The sequence below is a fragment of the Paenibacillus dokdonensis genome (assembly GCF_004916975.1).
Taxonomy (GTDB): domain Bacteria; phylum Bacillota; class Bacilli; order Paenibacillales; family Paenibacillaceae; genus Paenibacillus_AQ; species Paenibacillus_AQ dokdonensis.
Genome location: NZ_STGQ01000002.1, coordinates 726930 through 742962, shown reverse-complemented (window position 1 = coordinate 742962; position 16033 = coordinate 726930). Strand labels below are relative to the sequence as shown.

Genomic DNA, 16033 nt, shown 5'->3' with positions numbered 1-16033 from the left:
ATTCACTACGAATATAGGTATATCGCCTGATTCTATAATAACCAGATCATTCTATCTGCAAAAGCTGTCAAAGAAAAATTGGGAGGTCTTCGATTGCTATCAAATAAAGACAACAACCTCATTATCCGGCCAATACTGGAGAAAGATCTCCCCACGTTATGGGAGCTGTCTCTTAAGGAAGATGCGCCCGAGTGGAAGAAGTGGGACGCCCCTTATTATGAGCACAAGGCCATCCCTCTTGATACATATATGGAGAAGAAGCAAAATTGGCTTGCCCAGGACGATTATTGGGCGATAGAAGCGGATGGGGAGCTAATCGGGACCGTCAGCTACTATTGGGAGCATGAGCCCTCCCACTGGCTTGAAATGGGCATTGTCATTTACCACCCATCCTATTGGAGCGGAGGCTACGGGACCCAGGCGCTCACGCTGTGGATTAACCATCTGTTTGCAACCCTGCCGTTGGTCCGCGTGGGTTATACGACATGGTCGGGCAATCACCGGATGATCCGGGTCGGCGAAAAGCTGGGCTTCACAATGGAAGCCAGGCTCCGAAAATGCCGGCTGTATAACGATGTCTATTATGATTCCATCCGTATGGGTATTCTCCGTGAAGAATGGAATGCACTTCAAGGGAAATAAAGAAAATGCCTTTAAAAAAAGGGATAGACCTTGTCGGTCTATCCCTTTCCTTGCTTCAATTATGGCTGGAGCGCTTCCTTAAAGGCAAATTTCCGGCTCCAGCTAGCACCCCCGTCCAGCGTTTCATAAATGGAGGACTTGGTAGAGCTGGTGACAACCAGCCAACCCGTTTTGCCATCTACGAAGGAAATGCGTCCGTCATAACCATTTACCGTTGGTTTTACATTCTTCCACGATTTCCCTCCGTTATAGGTGACACCGATAGAAACGACACCACCTGCAGGAGAGCCGCCAGCCAGGAATGCTGTCTCTTGACCAAAGAGCTGCATATTGCCCGGATGTCCACCCGGCTGTGCAGGTCCTTCTTTAACCACCGGTGTCCAGCTCCCGGGAGCGGGGCCTCCTCCTGCTGTGTCCTGTGCAATCACCCGTTTCCAGTGCGAGCCTTGATCCGTGCTTCCATACAGGGAGTACGATACTTGAGACATACCGGCATCCCCGTAAAGGACCGTCCAAACCTGATTATCCTTGCTGTAAATTTCACCGCCAGCCATCGATGGCGTTTTCACCGTCAGCTTCGTAGTCCAGCTGTGCCCACCATTGCGTGTTTGCAGAACTTTATAGCCTCCACCTGGAACAACCGTCAGGACATACCCGGTTTTCGTATTATTGAAGTTAGTGTAGCGAGTATTGGCAGGGGTAGGAACCTTCACCCAGCTGTTGCCGCCATTATCGGTGCGATAAGCCCCCGTGCCGGTGTATCCGTATCCCGTATTCTTGTCGATCACTTGCATCCGGTCGAAATGAATTTTCCCAGTGTAAACACCTTTCCAATGTGAGCCGCCATCTGTTGTCTTGATCAAATATGAGGTCTGCTGCAAAGGCATCGTGGCCAGCGCCCAGCCGTTGACATTATCAACAAAATCCATTTGCTTAAACTGCCATTGTCCTTTATAAATTTCCTGCCAGTGACATCCGGCATCCGAAGTTCCAATCATAAAGCCTGTACCGGCTGCTCTACCGGTCTTCCCGCTGAGGAACTGAATGTCTGTAAAATGCAGCGGATCCTGATCCGGTCCGGAATGTTCTTTCTGAAGGCTTTGCAGCAGACCATGATCGCCGCTGCCGCAAGGAGCCAGTGTTTGCTGCGCCGCAGCCGATGCCTCCCGCGCCGGAGCAGCCCAGCTCATCGGTACGGCCAGCAGCAGGGCTGCAGCAGCCAGTGAGGAACGCTTCATCCATTTGTGTAATATCATCTCAACACCTCCGTGTACTATGAACTTACCCGTTTCGGGAGAGTATCACACGAATATTTCAATATTGTCATATGCCGTTTCAAAAATGAAAAAAATACAAATAAAAGCATCTCTACGTTCAGCCGGGGGCAGGCTTTCGTCTGCGCTCCCGACATCCCGTTAAAGATGCTTCTATAACCTTATTTATTTTACAAAACCGAGCAGCATTTCGCGGATCAGCTTGGCTGCCACGATTTGTGTTTGCTGTGTTGGATCATAGATCGGTGCCACTTCCACCAGATCACAACCCACAACGTTCACAGCCGAACCGGCAATCAGGTGCACGGCTTCCAGCAGTTCCTTGGAAGTAATGCCTCCAGCTTCGGCTGTACCTGTGCCAGGCGCAGCTGACGGATCAAGCACGTCAATATCAATGGTCACATAAACCGGACGGTTACCCATCTTTGGCAGTGCTTCCTTAAGCGGGGCAGCTACTTCAAACGGGTGGAAGTTAATATTTTCGTGTCCGAATTTAAACTCCTCACGCGAACCGGAACGGATACCGAATTGGTAGATGTTTTTTCCACCCATCAGTGCAGCCGCTTTACGGACCGGCGTGGAGTGCGACAATGGCTCGCCCTCATACTGCTCACGCAGATCGGCGTGTGCGTCGATGTGGATCAGAATGAGGTCAGGGTACTTCGCGTACACCTGCTCGATGATCGGCCAAGTCACCAGATGCTCGCCGCCAAGGCCAATCGGGAATTTGCCGTCGTCAAGCAGTTTGCCGACATACTCACGGATAACATCCAGGCTGCGCGCTGCGTTGCCGAAAGGCAGCAGCAGATCGCCGGCATCGAAATACGTCATATCGTCGATGCTTTTGTCCAGATAAGGACTGTACTCTTCCAGACCTACGGAAGCCTGGCGGATATGGGAAGGGCCAAATCGCGAACCTGGACGGAAGCTGACGGTATAATCCATCGGCATACCATAGATGACGGCTTTGGAGCCTGCATAATCCTCGGAGCTGCAAATAAATACGTTTCCTGAGTAAGCTTGATCAAGTTTCATCGTATTAGCGCCCCCTATTTTATCAAATCTTCCACAAATTTAGGCAGGACGAACGCTGCTTTATGAAGACGAGATGTGTAATACTTGGTATCCATTTCTGGAATGTCCGCTTCGTTTACTTCAAGCGGATCATATTTCTTGCTGCCCATCGTAAACGTCCACAAACCACTTGGGTATGTCGGAATGTTAGCACCATACACACGAACAATCGGGAAAATTTCCTTCACGTCGCGGTTGACCTGTTGAATCAGATCGGCCTTAAACCAAGGATTATCCGTTTGTGCCACGAAAATACCGTCATCTTTCAGCGCTTCGTAGATCCCTTGGTAGAAGCCGCGTTCAAACAAAGGCGCTGCCGGACCTACAGGCTCGGTAGAGTCAACCATGATAACGTCATACTCGTTTTTGTGCTGATGAATATGCATAAAACCATCATTCACATGCACTTCGACACGTGGATCCTCAAGCTTGCCAGCAATCGAAGGAAGATATTTTTTCGAATATTCAATGACTTTACCGTCGATGTCGACCAGTACCGCCTTTTCCACTTCCGGATGCTTGATGATTTCGCGGATTACACCGCCGTCACCGCCGCCGACCACAAGAACATGCTTCGGATTCGGATGCGTGTTCAGTACAGGATGCGCTACCATTTCATGATAAACGAATTCATCCTTCTCTGTGGTCATCACCATGCCGTCCAGCAAAAGCATATTTCCAAATTCTTCAGTCTCCACCATAGCCAGATCCTGAAAATCGGTTTTCTCACTTACATATGTTTGTTTGATTTTAGCCGTAATCCCGAAAGCGGGGGTCTGCTTCTCCGTGAACCACAATTCCATCGCTATTACCTTCTTTCCGCTAGAATAGAGGGGATTTCGTTCAGTTCTTTCTCACTCCCGGATGATTCCGGTCAGGCTGAATCCCCGCCTTGTCCATAGACGTTAGTCCATGCTTTGTTATTGTACCAAACTATGGATGTATAAACACATCCTTTGAATTATACGTGATGTGAGAAATAACTGTAAAGATGCAGTTCATCTCTCTTTTTATAACAAAAATATACAGGCTCCGCGCCCGAAAAATGCCGATTCTCCGGTTATTCTGTACCTGATCCCTGCGTGTTTATGATTATGAAGTGAATATCCTGTCGCCTCCTTTCCCATAATGGTTGTATATAAATGGAAGGGACGAAACGCCATGCCGCAGCCACGTCACTCTAAGCTCAAACATAAAAGCCGGTTTGCTGCATTCATCAAGCTGATCCTGGCCATGACCGTCGCCATGCTCATAGCTGGAGGTCTTTTGCTTGGGTACCTGTATCAGAAAAGCCTCCCCGTCGCCGACACGGACCGCAACTCCCGCCTTCTGGACAGTCAGGGCAGCATTATCGCCACCTTCTCAGCCAGCGGCCGCAACTATGAACCCGTCGAACTCAAACAGATATCTCCTATGCTTATTCAAGCGACACTCGCTGTTGAGGATCGGAAGTTCTATGACCATATCGGGTTTGACCTGAAGGGTATGGGCCGGGCCATTCTCGTTAATCTGAAGGAAATGGAGCGGGCGCAGGGAGCCAGTACATTAACCCAGCAGCTGGCCCGTAATCTGTATTTGTCTCATGCCAAGACCTGGACCCGTAAGATAAAAGAAGCTATGTATACCGCACAGCTGGAGATGAAATACAGTAAAAATGAAATTTTGCAGATGTACCTCAATGAAATCTATTATGGCCACGGGGCCAATGGGATAGAAGCCGCATCGCAGATGTATTTTGGAAAGCCGGCGGCTGATCTTGATCTAGCGGAAAGCGCCATGTTAGCAGGAATTCCCAAAGGGCCAACCTACTATTCCCCATATAATCATATGGACAGTGCCAAGAAGCGTCAGAAAATCGTGCTCGGTACCATGGTGGACACTGGTGATATTACGCAGCAGGAAGCAGACGAGGCCGCAGCTGAGGTACTCCACTTCAAACCGCAGAGGCAGCAGCAGGCCCGTGTGACCGCGCCCTTTTTCCGCGACTATGTTAAAAATCTCGTCACTACCCAACTCGGCATCAGCGAGGAGCAGCTGGATCATGGCGGACTGAATATCTATACGACGCTGGATCCCCATGCGCAGATAGCTGCGGAGGAGGCCGTCGCACAGGGAATGGACCCGCAAAGCGATCTGGAAACGGCCCTTGTATCCATTGACCCCCGTACGGGCTATGTCAAAGCCATGGTTGGCGGCAAGAATTATAAAACAAGCCAGTTTAATCATGCACTCGCCAAAACACGCCAGCCGGGTTCTTCCTTCAAACCGATCATGTATTTGGCAGCCTTGTCTTCGAAAACAATGACCGGTTTGAGTACGTTCAATAGTGAGCCGACTTTATTCCACTATGACAACAACCGGAAGACATACCAGCCCAGCAATTTCGGAGAAAAATATTTGGGTGAGATCAATATGCAGGAGGCTATCGCCGCATCAGACAACATTTACGCGGTCAACACTCTTCTGAAGGTAGGCGCTGACAATGTCATTGACATGGCTAAAAAGCTCGGGATTATCAGCCCGCTTCAATCCGTTCCATCCTTGGCGCTTGGCACTTCGCCGATCAGTCCATTTGAAATGGCCTCCTCCTTCGCCGTGATGAGTAATGCCGGTAAGCGCATGCCTCCTGTTGCCGTTCTTAAAATCACCGATGCCGCTGGCGAAGAACTGTACCGGGCCCCGGAAACAGTCGGTGAGCAAGTTGTTGATCCTGCGGCAGCCTACGTGCTTACACATCTCATGGAAAGTGTATTTGAGTCTGGCGGGACCGGCAGCCGTGTCTCCTCCCTTATCAAAAGACCTGTTGCCGGTAAAACCGGCACGACGGATACTGATGCCTGGATGGTCGGCTATACGCCGGAACTGGCGACCGCCGTCTGGGTCGGCTATGACAAAGGCCGCGATATTTCCACCATGGATGGTCACCGGGCGGCACCAATCTTCGCACAGTTTACCGAAAAGGCATTGGAAAATGTACCCCCGAAAATTTTTTCCATACCGAGCGGAGTCGTAACCGTGTATGTGGATGAAGCATCGGGCAAGCTGGCCTCCGCCGATTGCCCGGCCAAAAAGCTTGAGGTGTTCGTTGCCGGCACAGAACCGACCGAATACTGCTCGCTTCACGGCGGAGAGAAACAGCAGCCGTCTACAAAAAGCGGCAGCCCTGAAGAGCGCTCCTGGTGGAGCGACTTCAAACGTTGGCTGACAGAATAGAACAAGTGAATAAGGCCTCCTCGCGGTCATCCACATGATCACGGGGTTGGCCTTTTTATAATCTCAGCTCACGCTAGACCTCCCTCATCGCGCGTGATACATTAGGATTGCATCCAGAATATGGGTGATATTCGCTATGTTATTTTGTAGATAAAGGAGACTCTGAATGGCCAAAAAAATCATGTGGATCCTCGGGAGTATCGTGCTTGCCGCCGTTTTGTTCGTCGGGGGGTTTTTACTGTACGTGACATTGACAGACTATAAGCCGGATGCAACTGAACCCGTTGCAATCACGGATAATCAGGAAAATATGCTGAAAAAGGGGACCGCGTTCACCGTCACGACGTTTAATATCGGTTATGCCGGACTGGATAAGGGTGAAGACTTCTTTATGGACGGCGGAACTCAGTCACGCTCAAGCAGCAAGGTACAAACGGTTCTAAATCTGAACGGCATTGGAACCTTTTTAAAGAGCAATCATTCCGATATGATCTTTCTTCAAGAAGTTGATATCAAGTCATCGCGCAGCTATAACATTGATGAGGTTGGTGCTCTGCAGAATTTCCTTAAGGGCTATAGCTACTCCTATGCGGATAATTACAAGGTGCCTTGGGTTCCCGTGCCGGTGATGCAACCTATGGGCTCTACTCACAGCGGGATGCTGACGCTCTCTTCCTATAAAAGCACCAGCGCGACCCGTTATGCTCTTCCCGGTAAAGAAGCATGGCCGCAGCAGTTGTTCGATCTGGACCGTGCCTTTATTGAGAATCGGATTCCTGTGGAGAATGGAAAAGAGCTTGTCCTCGTCAATCTTCACCTGTCAGCGTTCGATAAAGGGGGAAGCATACGCAAGCAGCAGCTGCAATTTTTAGGTGAATATATAAAGAAGGAAGCCGAAAAGGGTAATTATCTGATTGTGGGAGGCGATTGGAATCACTCGCTGCCCGGAACCGATCCTAAAGCGTTTAAAGCTACCCAGGATTGGCCGGAGTGGCTGCAGCCGTTTCCTGAAAGCTTCAAGCCGGAAGGCTTCCAGTGGGCGGTGGACAAAAATACACCCTCTGTACGAACGGTGGATGTCGCTTATCAGGAGGGTGTGAATTTCCGGGCTGTCATTGACGGCTTTCTCGTCTCTACGAACGTGGAGATTATGAAAGCCGAGGGCCATGACTTGAAACATGAGCACAGTGATCACAATCCGGTTACAGCTCAATTTAAATTGAAGTAAAACAAGGAAGGTCTGTGACATGCACGAAACGAATCTGATCAGTCCTTCGCTGCTGTCACCGACAGCACTGGAGGCAGCCCCGCTCCTACTTGGACAAACGCTTGTCCGCGTGACCGAGGACGGCGAAATCCGCTGCCGCATTATAGAGACCGAGAGCTATGGAGGTGCAGAGGATCAGGGCAGCCATGCCTTTGGCAATCGGCGCACTGCGCGGACGGAGGTCATGTTTGCCGCCGGTGGTATCGCCTATGTGTACCTGATCTATGGTATGTACTCCTGTCTGAATGTGGTTGTGGGGGATAAGGATGATCCGCAGGCAGTTCTTATCCGTGCCGTTGAGCCATTAAGTGGTAAGGATGAGGAGCTTATGCGGAGATACCGGGGTCCGGTTTCAGGAAAGACCGTCAATCTGAGCAACGGACCCGGCAAGCTGTGCCGCGCACTGCGCATTGACAGAAGCCTGAATGGATGTTCATTGAACCAAATGAATGGACCCCTTCGTATTGAGAGCGGAGATCCCGTGCAGGATCTTCCTATTGTGGCGTCTCCGCGGGTCAACATCGATTATGCCGGTGACTATGTATCGAAGCCATGGCGCTTCTATATAGAAGGAAATCCGTATGTATCCGTCAAAGATAAACATCCGATTCCATTTATACAAGCATAAATCTTCATTTATAAAAAAAGGGTCTGACCTACTCTTGTTGATTACAACAAGCAGTCGGCAGACCCTTTTGATATTTTCGATGCCTCTTCTAAGATTAAGCTTCCAGCGCTTGCTTCAGCTCTTCAGGGGACTTCTCCCACCATTCCTCGTTATGGGAAACCAGCAGGTCCTTAAGCAGCTTCTTCTCCTCGGCACCTAGCTCATCCAGCATAAATTTGCGTTTGAGGGCAGAATCCATCCGATTGACATGCTCCGCGAGAATTTTCCAGCCCCGGCGCTCTTCCTCATCAACCCACATCTCACTGGCTGTGGCTCCGCCGTAGAACTGACCGTCCTCATTACGGTCAACCGCTACCCAAATGATCCACACCTGGCGTCCGTTTGGTACATCTTCACGGTTTGCGGAGAAACGGATCCGGCGTTCCGGCTTACTTTTGGCATGCATGGCACCGATGTCAATCGTCGCCACGCCGCGGTCAATAATGACCGGCGAAATATTATTCAGATCAATAGAACCTGCGCCAAATCCCATTTTATGCTTGCTCTTGCCACTGACAATATTCAGTGCGATTTGTTTTTTGCCTATCTGCTCCTTATTATCCATACCCTCGTGTTCCTCCTATTAGAAAAACGTCTACTCGGGCTTGCCTCTCGCTGAAGCGGGAGCCGCGTTTTTGCGGAACTGACCGAATAGGCATCCTGCTTTGATATTTTGATATCCATGAACTTAATTTTATTTTAACTAATAATCGCTGGAAAGCCAACATATACATGCTTTAGATGCTTGTCAACGGGAGGTATTCGTATATGGCTCCAGCACGCGCCAAAATCGTCATTTCGTCGTTACTCGCCCTTTGTATCCTGCTCGCGGGAACAGGGTGGCTCTTCTTCAGGGATACACCGGAAACCCAGCCTTCCTATGCTCCGGATCAGGCCAAGCCTCCCAAGGTATCCACTCCGATCGTTCAGCAAGAGAGCGTACAGAAACCAACGGCTGAGATTCTCAGCAAGCGGGTTGTGGAGTACCACATCGACACGACACTCGATCCGGGGAACCGTGTGATCAAAGGAACCCAGACGTTGACATGGACTCACCCCGGTAAAAAAACGGTGAACGAGCTTTACTTTCATCTGTATCCCAACGCCTTCTCATCCATGGACTCCACTTTTATGAAGGAATCCGGAGGCAAGCTCCGGAATGACTCCATGCCTGCGGATGGCTTTGGCTCCATGATCATTACCGATATGAAAACTGCTGAAGGCCTTTCACTTATGCATCGTATCCAGTATGTCCAGCCTGATGACGGCAACGCAAAGGACAAGACTCTTGTCAAAGTCCGGCTTCCCAAACCCGTCAAGGGTGGAGAAAGCATCACGCTCAGCATCCAGTTTGAGGTCAAGCTCCCCAAAATATTCGCCAGAATGGGTGTCGCAGACGATTTTGTTATGGCCGGACAGTGGTTCCCAAAAATCAGTGTCTACGAGCCTGCGGGCGTGAGGGGGCGGACGACAGAGGGCTGGAATCTGCATCAATACCATGGAAACTCCGAATTTTATGCTGACTTTGGCATCTACAGCGTCCGCATTCATGTACCGGACAACTATACCGTCGCCGCCACCGGATTTCCTGTACAGTCCGCACAGGTTCGCAACAACGAAAAAATCTATCAGTTCTATGCCGACGATGTTCATGACTTTGCCTGGGCAGCGTCACCAAACTTTGTTGTCGCTGAGGAGCCCTTCTCCTCTGCCGAGGTTCCGGGCGTAAAGATCAAGCTTTATTTGGACCCTGCTCATAAAGACTTGAAGGAGAGATATTTCTTCGCCGCCAAAGCTGCTCTCAAATACTTCAGTAAATGGTATGGTTCATACCCTTACTCTACCTTGTCCATAGTCGTTCCGCCTGAATCAGGCAACGGGGCTGGCGGGATGGAATATCCAACGCTGGTAACAGCCTTCGGCGCCAAAGATGAATCGCCCGGTTACGATCTGGAGCGGACGGTCATCCATGAGATCGGACATCAATATTTTTACGGCATGCTGGCCAGCAATGAGTTTGAGGAGGCTTGGCTGGATGAGGGCTTCACTTCTTATGCTGAGGATAAGCTCATGGAGCAGGAGTATGGTGTAATACCAAACCTGCCGATCCAAGCCTCAATCATCTCCTCACCCATGTCTTTAACGCAAGAGGCATGGAAATACGGCTCACAGGATCAATACGCGCTCAATGTATATTACCGCGCCAAGCTGCTTCTGAAAGGGATGGAACAGCAGGTCGGCTCGCAGACCATGAGTAAAATTATGAGCACCTATGCTAAAAAGTATCGGTTCAAGCATCCTGCATCAGCTGATTTCCAAAAGGTGGTCGAGCAGGTCACCCGTGAATCATGGCAAACCTTCTTTGACCAGTATGTATACGGCAAACAGATGGCCGATTTCGCTGTAGACTCCATTTCTGTACACAAAAAGGATAACGATACAGCACCTGTCTATGAATCCACCGTCAAGATTTCGAAAAAAGGTGGCGACTACCCTGAGGTTCCGATCATGTTCACCTTTACCGACGGCCATACGCTGAACAAGGTTTGGAACGGAACTGGTGACAGCGCCGAGTTTAAGCTGGAATACAGCGCGCCGCTGGCTTGGGCAATGGTTGATCCGAAATACTCGATTGTGATGGAGAACAAGCATATTAACAACTATCTAAAGGCGGATATGGATAACAAGGTGCTGATCCGCTGGAACTTGAGCATCACCAAGCTGATTGAGACTCTGCTTGGAAGTCTGTCCTGGTGAGGTGAGAACTGGTGAAATCCCATATTTTAAATGGCTGGAAAAGTCTTAAAAATCAATTCTATATCGTCATCATTCTCTTTTTGTACCAGCTGATCTGGGGATACTTCCTGTACCGTCTGGTCCATTCGGCCGTCGTTCCGCTGCTCATGCGCTATCCTGATCCACCACCCAATGAGCTGAGCCAGCTGCTCTACTATATTGAAGGCAAAATGAGCCTGTCCACGAGCGGAACCGTTCATACGTACATCTGGATCCTAATCTCCATGTGCGTGCTGCGCATGCTGGCCACACCTTTCATCCATGCTGGGATCTTCTACGGACTGCACCGGGAACGCGAGGGTGAAATTGGTCTGTACTTCTTCCAGGGGATGAAACGCCATGGAAAGACCGTGTTTTTATTCCACCTGGTGGAATGGATATTGATTGCGGCACCTGCCTATTGGATCGTTCCTAAGATCTATGAAATTCTGCTGAACGGTATGCAGCTGCAAACCCTTGTCCTGCAAATCCTTCCTTATGCAGCAGCATGGCTCCTGTACAGCTATATCATTCATCAGCTCAATCTCTTTATGCAGTTTGGCAAGACCAGCGGTACCGGCCTCCTTGCTCCCTTATGGCATTGTCTGCGCGGCGCGGCGCCTTTAATCGGTATTTCGATTGTGCTTGGTATAACAAGTCTGCTCCTATTTAGTCTCTGTACAGGCATCTCACTGATCTGGGCCGGGATTATCGCGCTCATTCTCCAGCAAGGCTATCATCTAATCAGTTGTACGATGAGATTATGGGGTATTTCCGCCAAGTTTGATCTATGGCATCACCAAGCTCACAAAAATATAGAAAAATAAAATTTTTAATGGTTAATTTTTTGTCATCACTTCAATCCCTTGATAGAAGAAAAACCCCACCCTTTCGCATGGAAAGGGATGGGGTTTTATTTGTTTTTAAGTGCCGGATGTATTTGCCAAAGCGGCATTCCTCTGATACAATAATCCGGTACGAACTTAGTAACAACTTTGTAATAATTACTGTAACTATTCAAATTGTGCTGTAAACGAATTTCAACAACAAATACCAATGAATTAAGATACCATGCCACCAGTCACTTTCAGGTGCTTGATCAAGGCCGAATTCCTTGGCACCGGGAAGCGGGGGAACCACTTTGGGTGAATTGATCTCGTAACAGAGGGATCATAGGGGACTACCTTCTACCGAATCCTTAAGCTAACCTCGCAGGCAATCGGAAGGGGTTTATGTTTTTGAAAAAGAAGTTTGCAGCAGCCGCACTTGGCTTAACACTTATGTTCTCGATGGGAACCAGCGTATTCGCGGATTCATCACTAAATAATGTTGTCCATAAAACGATCGGGGTTACTTACAAAACCGGCGGAACCACCACAAACGGGTTCGATTGTTCTGGTTTTACACGTTATGTATTTCAAAAGCTGGGTGTTTCCATTCCACGCCAATCCAGTGCCCAGTTTAAAACAGGCACCGCAGTCTCCAAGAGCAACCTAAGAGCTGGAGATCTGGTATTTTTCAATACGACTGGCGCAGGCGTTTCCCATGTCGGAATCTACGTTGGTAATGGAAATTTTGCACATTCATCCTCTTCCAAGGGTGTTACAATCAGCAAACTAAGCAATAGTTATTTCGCCAACCGCTACATTGGCGCCAAACGAGTCATGAGCACTGCTAAATATAAAGCAGCTGTTTACAACTAATACTTACCCATAAACATACGAAGCACTTACACGCCCGCGCTGGAGATTTTTGCCGAAATCCCCTCCGCGGGTTTCTTGTTACCTATTAGACGTATGAAACGGCTAAAAGGTAACAACTTTTCATAAAAAAATTTATTAAAGCTTGAAATATCTCTTCTCGCTTACCCCTCAATTACCCATTCCATCAACAAATAAACATATTTTCCTATAAAATCAACCAAATATTCCCTTATTTCTAAAAAAATTTGATTTTTTTTGCTTCTTAATGATAGAAACAATTGCCAAATTAAAAATCCTTTGTTACAATAGTCCCAGTGAGTTAGTAACAACTTTGTAATCTTTGCAGAACCGTTTGATAAAGAAACGTTTCCTGATTTATATAGTGTAGAGAATATATGCCGAATTTCCTCACACTAGGGAAGCGGGGGAACCATTACGGGTGAATTGATCTTGCAACAGAGGGATCATAGGGGACCTTCTACCGAATCCTTAAGCTAACCTCGCAGGCACCGGAAGGGGTATATTTTTTTGAAAAAGAAGCTTGCAGCAGCAGTCATGAGTTTTGCAATCGTATTTACCGTTGGAGCCGGAAGCGCTTTCGCAGACTCCAAAATGGACAAAGTCATTGATGATGTTATCGGTACGAAATACAAAACCGCAGGAACTACGACGAGTGGTTTCGACTGTTCCGGATTTACAGCATACGTATTCAAGCATTTGGGTATTAACCTGCCGCATCAATCCGGATCGCAGTTCAGTATGGGCTCGGCCGTTTCCCGCAGCGACCTGAGAGCAGGAGATCTTGTATTCTTCAATACCTCTGGCGCAGGCGTTTCCCATGTCGGAATCTATGTCGGCGACGGAAAGTTTGCACATGCCTCTACATCCCGCGGAGTTATGGTTAGCTCGCTAAGTGATAGCTACTACGTCAACCGCTACGTTGGCGCGAAACGAGTCATGAGCACGGATACTTATCAAACCGCCGCCGTTGATTCCGAAGACAATGATGACGTGCAGTAATGCCTTTTAGCATCTGCCAGGTTTGAACGAAAGCCCGTACCTTGAGATTTTTGCCGAAATCTCAAGTAGCGGGTTTTTTTGTCGGCATCTTTTCTGTATTTAATTACCAGTGTACTGCCTACATTATTTCTTTACCCCTCCTACTGGCAAATAAACATGTGAAATGACAAACGCAAGGAATATATTTTAAAATATTTTCAAATCCTAATGATCAGCGCTTTCTCTAACAAAAGGGGGCCTACGCTATGAGCGTTTCAGAAGATGTTTTCACCGTTGTTCCCATGAATCATGAGCAAGCTGAGATGTGCTGCAGTTGGAGATATGAACCACCTTACGACCGGGTTTATGGTTGGCTTCCTTGGGAGCAAATGGAGGCGCTTGGAATTGAGCTTGGAGATCCTGAAGTACGGAGACAGCAGTATATGTCTGTTCTGGACGCTGAGATGGCTCTATGCGGCTTTGCGCAGCTCTTCCCCATGGTGAATGTAGTCCGGCTCGGAATCGGCATGAGGCCTGATTTATGCGGTCACGGACTGGGTAAAAGCTTTGTATATGCTATCGTCCAGGCAGCGAGAACACGCTATGCCGGACTGCCTGTAGATTTGGAGGTCCAAGACTGGAATGAACGTGCCATTCGCGCCTACCTTAAGGCAGGATTTGAGATTACCGATACTTATGAAAGGCAGACACCGGAAGGCGTCGGCCGCTTTCACTGCATGGTCTATAAAGAGGATTAAATTGCGTCAATGATAAATGGTACAAAATTGTGTATTTTTAATGGCCTTTCCGCTGCTTTCGTTTACCTTTTTGTCACAAACTATTTGATGTACCGGCTTGTTCCGTTATAATGAAGAAATGAAGAACCGTAGTTTACATAGAAAGGACGAAAACGGATGCAAAAATGGATCTTGAGCGGTGTGTTAGCGATCGCATGTGTATTTGCCATCGTGCTCATGTTTACGCTGCCTGGCAAAGAACAAGTAGCTGAAGAACAAAAACCAACGATGCCTGAAGTGACCATGGATGCTACAGCGGCTGAAGCAACGATTAAAGCCCAAAGCTGTATTAGCTGCCACGGTGACCAACTGCAGGGTGGTGTCGGACCTAACCTGCAAAAAATCGGCTCCCAGCTTTCTGCCGAAGAAATTTATACGATCGTTACTAAAGGTAAAGGCGGCATGCCTTCATTCAAAGACAAGCTGAAGAGTGAAGAAATTGCCAACGTAGCCCAGTGGCTCGCAGCCAAAAAATAATGATCCTTCTTCTTGTGAAGAAATAGAAAAACACGCTTCGAGACCGTGAGGTCTTAACGAAGCGTGTTTTTTGCTGTGCGAACGCCTGCGTCTAACGTTTCTCGCCTGAGCGCATCTTTTCGAACAGTTCATTAAACTGATGCGCTTCCTTGATGTCAAGGGCGGTAATACCGCCGTCATCCCAGGACGTCAGGCGTAATGTTACATTCTTATAATCAATCGAGATAAAAGGATGATGATCGAAGGCTTCAGATATCGCCGCAACCTCGTCGACAAATGAAATCCCCTTCATAAAGTTGGAAAAAATATATTTGCGCACGATCCAGCGCCCTTCTTCCAGTTCCCAGCCTTCCAACTTCGCTAAATGTGCTTCCACTTCTTCTTGCGTATAAACCATATTCTTATTTCCTCCCTGAAACCAAACACCCTTCATTCGAGAGCGTAAAGGATGTGTCTTTACCTGGCTTTCCTTAGCTTTTTCCATTGTATTCCGGTCATTAAATATTTATGAATATGGCCGTCCTCAAGGCCAAGCACTTGTTATATCTTAACACGCCAGGTATTCAAAAATCCATTCGGCCCATGGACTAGATGAGTGGGACTACAGTCAGCTCCTCATCCCCGATCAACAGGTTAATGCGGTGATTATCCTTGTCATACATGACGACACCGCTTCCAACTTCAATAACAGGCTCAGTACCCAAACCATAAAAGAGATCTTCCGCCAGCGCCTCATGGACCTCCCGCTTCTCATCGGGACTCAGCTGCTGCCATTCGCCTTCTTCCATTTCAAAAAACTGATAGCTGTCAGGGATCTCACCCACTGCATTCGTCAGATCCTTCAAAATTCCGTCATAATCACGCCCATGCTTTACTCCCATAGCTATTCCCTCCGTCTGGTTACATATCGCCCTGAACTATGCAGGCAACTCCGTTTGCTTTCAATTATCCCGATTGTTCTGCCGCTAATGAACGTTTGTTTTATCTATAGTTCATTTTATATAGGGTTAGTGCTTGTATATTGGCCGTTTTAACCAAGCGATGATAGGACTGATGAACCCCTTTGTTTCATTATAACGGAAAAATCCCCTTAAAAAAAAAGAGAATCCTGACGATAAATAATATATTACGTTTTTTGGTGCAGC

General features: G+C 48.2%; 16 protein-coding genes and 2 riboswitches. Of the genes, 10 read left to right on the top strand and 6 right to left on the bottom strand.

The genetic code is table 11. The features are described from left to right. The first annotated feature begins 93 nt into the window (after positions 1–93). Positions 94–642 carry a GNAT family N-acetyltransferase gene (locus E6W40_RS21385; protein ID WP_136607620.1) on the top strand — a complete coding sequence of 183 codons (549 nt, stop codon included), beginning with the start codon at positions 94–96 and terminating at the stop codon, positions 640–642. Positions 643–701: 59 nt separating this feature from the next. Here E6W40_RS21385 and E6W40_RS21380 read toward each other — a convergent pair whose 3' ends face one another. The 3 genes from E6W40_RS21380 to speE all read right to left on the bottom strand — a co-directional run bounded on the left by E6W40_RS21380 (position 702) and on the right by speE (position 3793). Further along, complete coding sequence (locus tag E6W40_RS21380; RefSeq protein WP_136607619.1) at positions 702–1898, bottom strand: WD40/YVTN/BNR-like repeat-containing protein; 1197 nt, start codon at positions 1896–1898, stop codon at positions 702–704. A gap of 183 nt (positions 1899–2081) precedes the next feature. Further along, on the bottom strand, positions 2082–2951 hold the full coding sequence (gene speB, locus E6W40_RS21375; RefSeq protein ID WP_136607618.1) for an agmatinase: 870 nt from the start codon (positions 2949–2951) through the stop codon (positions 2082–2084). Between the two features lie 14 nt (positions 2952–2965). Next, positions 2966–3793, bottom strand: coding sequence for a polyamine aminopropyltransferase (speE, locus tag E6W40_RS21370; protein ID WP_136607617.1), 828 nt, complete (start codon positions 3791–3793; stop codon positions 2966–2968). Between the two features lie 358 nt (positions 3794–4151). Between speE and E6W40_RS21365 the strand changes: the two genes are divergently transcribed. From E6W40_RS21365 to E6W40_RS21355, 3 genes are all read left to right on the top strand, one after another. Beyond that, positions 4152–6203 (top strand): transglycosylase domain-containing protein, encoded by a 2052-nt coding sequence (locus E6W40_RS21365; RefSeq protein ID WP_136607616.1) that lies wholly within the window; start codon positions 4152–4154, stop codon positions 6201–6203. 166 nt (positions 6204–6369) lie between these two features. Next, positions 6370–7431: an endonuclease/exonuclease/phosphatase family protein gene (locus tag E6W40_RS21360; protein ID WP_136607615.1), complete on the top strand. Its 1062-nt coding sequence runs from the start codon at positions 6370–6372 to the stop codon at positions 7429–7431. A gap of 19 nt (positions 7432–7450) precedes the next feature. Beyond that, a complete protein-coding gene (locus E6W40_RS21355; RefSeq protein WP_136607614.1) occupies positions 7451–8098 on the top strand; it encodes a DNA-3-methyladenine glycosylase in 648 nt (215 codons plus the stop codon). A gap of 94 nt (positions 8099–8192) precedes the next feature. On the opposite strand, the gene E6W40_RS21350 is transcribed toward E6W40_RS21355, so the two are convergent. Next, entirely contained in the window at positions 8193–8702 is a 510-nt protein-coding gene (locus E6W40_RS21350) for a YwhD family protein (protein WP_136607613.1), read from the bottom strand. Positions 8703–8905: 203 nt separating this feature from the next. Between E6W40_RS21350 and E6W40_RS21345 the strand changes: the two genes are divergently transcribed. The 6 genes from E6W40_RS21345 (at position 8906) to E6W40_RS21320 (ending at position 14888) form a co-directional block, all read left to right on the top strand. Continuing rightward, positions 8906–10894, top strand: a complete 1989-nt coding sequence (locus E6W40_RS21345; RefSeq protein WP_136607612.1) for a M1 family metallopeptidase — start codon at positions 8906–8908, stop codon at positions 10892–10894. Positions 10895–10905: 11 nt separating this feature from the next. Continuing rightward, positions 10906–11739: a hypothetical protein gene (locus tag E6W40_RS21340; protein ID WP_136607611.1), complete on the top strand. Its 834-nt coding sequence runs from the start codon at positions 10906–10908 to the stop codon at positions 11737–11739. Positions 11740–12005: 266 nt separating this feature from the next. Then, a riboswitch (cyclic di-AMP (ydaO/yuaA leader) is annotated at positions 12006–12145 on the top strand. Between the two features lie 5 nt (positions 12146–12150). Then, a complete protein-coding gene (locus E6W40_RS21335) occupies positions 12151–12615 on the top strand; it encodes a C40 family peptidase (RefSeq protein ID WP_136607610.1) in 465 nt (154 codons plus the stop codon). A gap of 386 nt (positions 12616–13001) precedes the next feature. Then, positions 13002–13139: riboswitch (cyclic di-AMP (ydaO/yuaA leader) on the top strand. 4 nt (positions 13140–13143) lie between these two features. Further along, entirely contained in the window at positions 13144–13635 is a 492-nt protein-coding gene (locus E6W40_RS21330; RefSeq protein ID WP_136607609.1) for a C40 family peptidase, read from the top strand. Positions 13636–13880: 245 nt separating this feature from the next. After that, positions 13881–14372 (top strand): GNAT family N-acetyltransferase, encoded by a 492-nt coding sequence (locus E6W40_RS21325; RefSeq protein ID WP_136607608.1) that lies wholly within the window; start codon positions 13881–13883, stop codon positions 14370–14372. Between the two features lie 156 nt (positions 14373–14528). Further along, entirely contained in the window at positions 14529–14888 is a 360-nt protein-coding gene (locus tag E6W40_RS21320) for a c-type cytochrome (RefSeq protein WP_136607607.1), read from the top strand. 91 nt (positions 14889–14979) lie between these two features. Here the strand turns inward: E6W40_RS21320 and E6W40_RS21315 are convergent, their stop codons facing one another. Together E6W40_RS21315 and E6W40_RS21310 are read right to left on the bottom strand one after the other, a co-directional pair. Next, positions 14980–15285, bottom strand: coding sequence for a 4a-hydroxytetrahydrobiopterin dehydratase (locus E6W40_RS21315; protein ID WP_136608188.1), 306 nt, complete (start codon positions 15283–15285; stop codon positions 14980–14982). 190 nt (positions 15286–15475) lie between these two features. Then, entirely contained in the window at positions 15476–15769 is a 294-nt protein-coding gene (locus E6W40_RS21310) for a hypothetical protein (protein ID WP_136607606.1), read from the bottom strand. Positions 15770–16033: the final 264 nt, after the last annotated feature.

Excerpts from the sequence above, each read along its gene's own strand:
- E6W40_RS21360 (WP_136607615.1), top strand. The coding sequence starts at position 6,370 with ATGGCCAAAAAAATCATGTGGATCCTCGGGAGTATCGTGCTTGCCGCC.
- speB (WP_136607618.1), bottom strand. The coding sequence starts at position 2,951 with ATGAAACTTGATCAAGCTTACTCAGGAAACGTATTTATTTGCAGCTCC.
- E6W40_RS21345 (WP_136607612.1), top strand. The coding sequence starts at position 8,906 with ATGGCTCCAGCACGCGCCAAAATCGTCATTTCGTCGTTACTCGCCCTT.
- E6W40_RS21315 (WP_136608188.1), bottom strand. The coding sequence starts at position 15,285 with ATGGTTTATACGCAAGAAGAAGTGGAAGCACATTTAGCGAAGTTGGAA.
- speE (WP_136607617.1), bottom strand. The coding sequence starts at position 3,793 with ATGGAATTGTGGTTCACGGAGAAGCAGACCCCCGCTTTCGGGATTACG.
- E6W40_RS21310 (WP_136607606.1), bottom strand. The coding sequence starts at position 15,769 with ATGGGAGTAAAGCATGGGCGTGATTATGACGGAATTTTGAAGGATCTG.
- E6W40_RS21380 (WP_136607619.1), bottom strand. The coding sequence starts at position 1,898 with ATGATATTACACAAATGGATGAAGCGTTCCTCACTGGCTGCTGCAGCC.
- E6W40_RS21365 (WP_136607616.1), top strand. The coding sequence starts at position 4,152 with ATGCCGCAGCCACGTCACTCTAAGCTCAAACATAAAAGCCGGTTTGCT.
- E6W40_RS21350 (WP_136607613.1), bottom strand. The coding sequence starts at position 8,702 with ATGGATAATAAGGAGCAGATAGGCAAAAAACAAATCGCACTGAATATT.
- E6W40_RS21320 (WP_136607607.1), top strand. The coding sequence starts at position 14,529 with ATGCAAAAATGGATCTTGAGCGGTGTGTTAGCGATCGCATGTGTATTT.
- E6W40_RS21355 (WP_136607614.1), top strand. The coding sequence starts at position 7,451 with ATGCACGAAACGAATCTGATCAGTCCTTCGCTGCTGTCACCGACAGCA.
- E6W40_RS21325 (WP_136607608.1), top strand. The coding sequence starts at position 13,881 with ATGAGCGTTTCAGAAGATGTTTTCACCGTTGTTCCCATGAATCATGAG.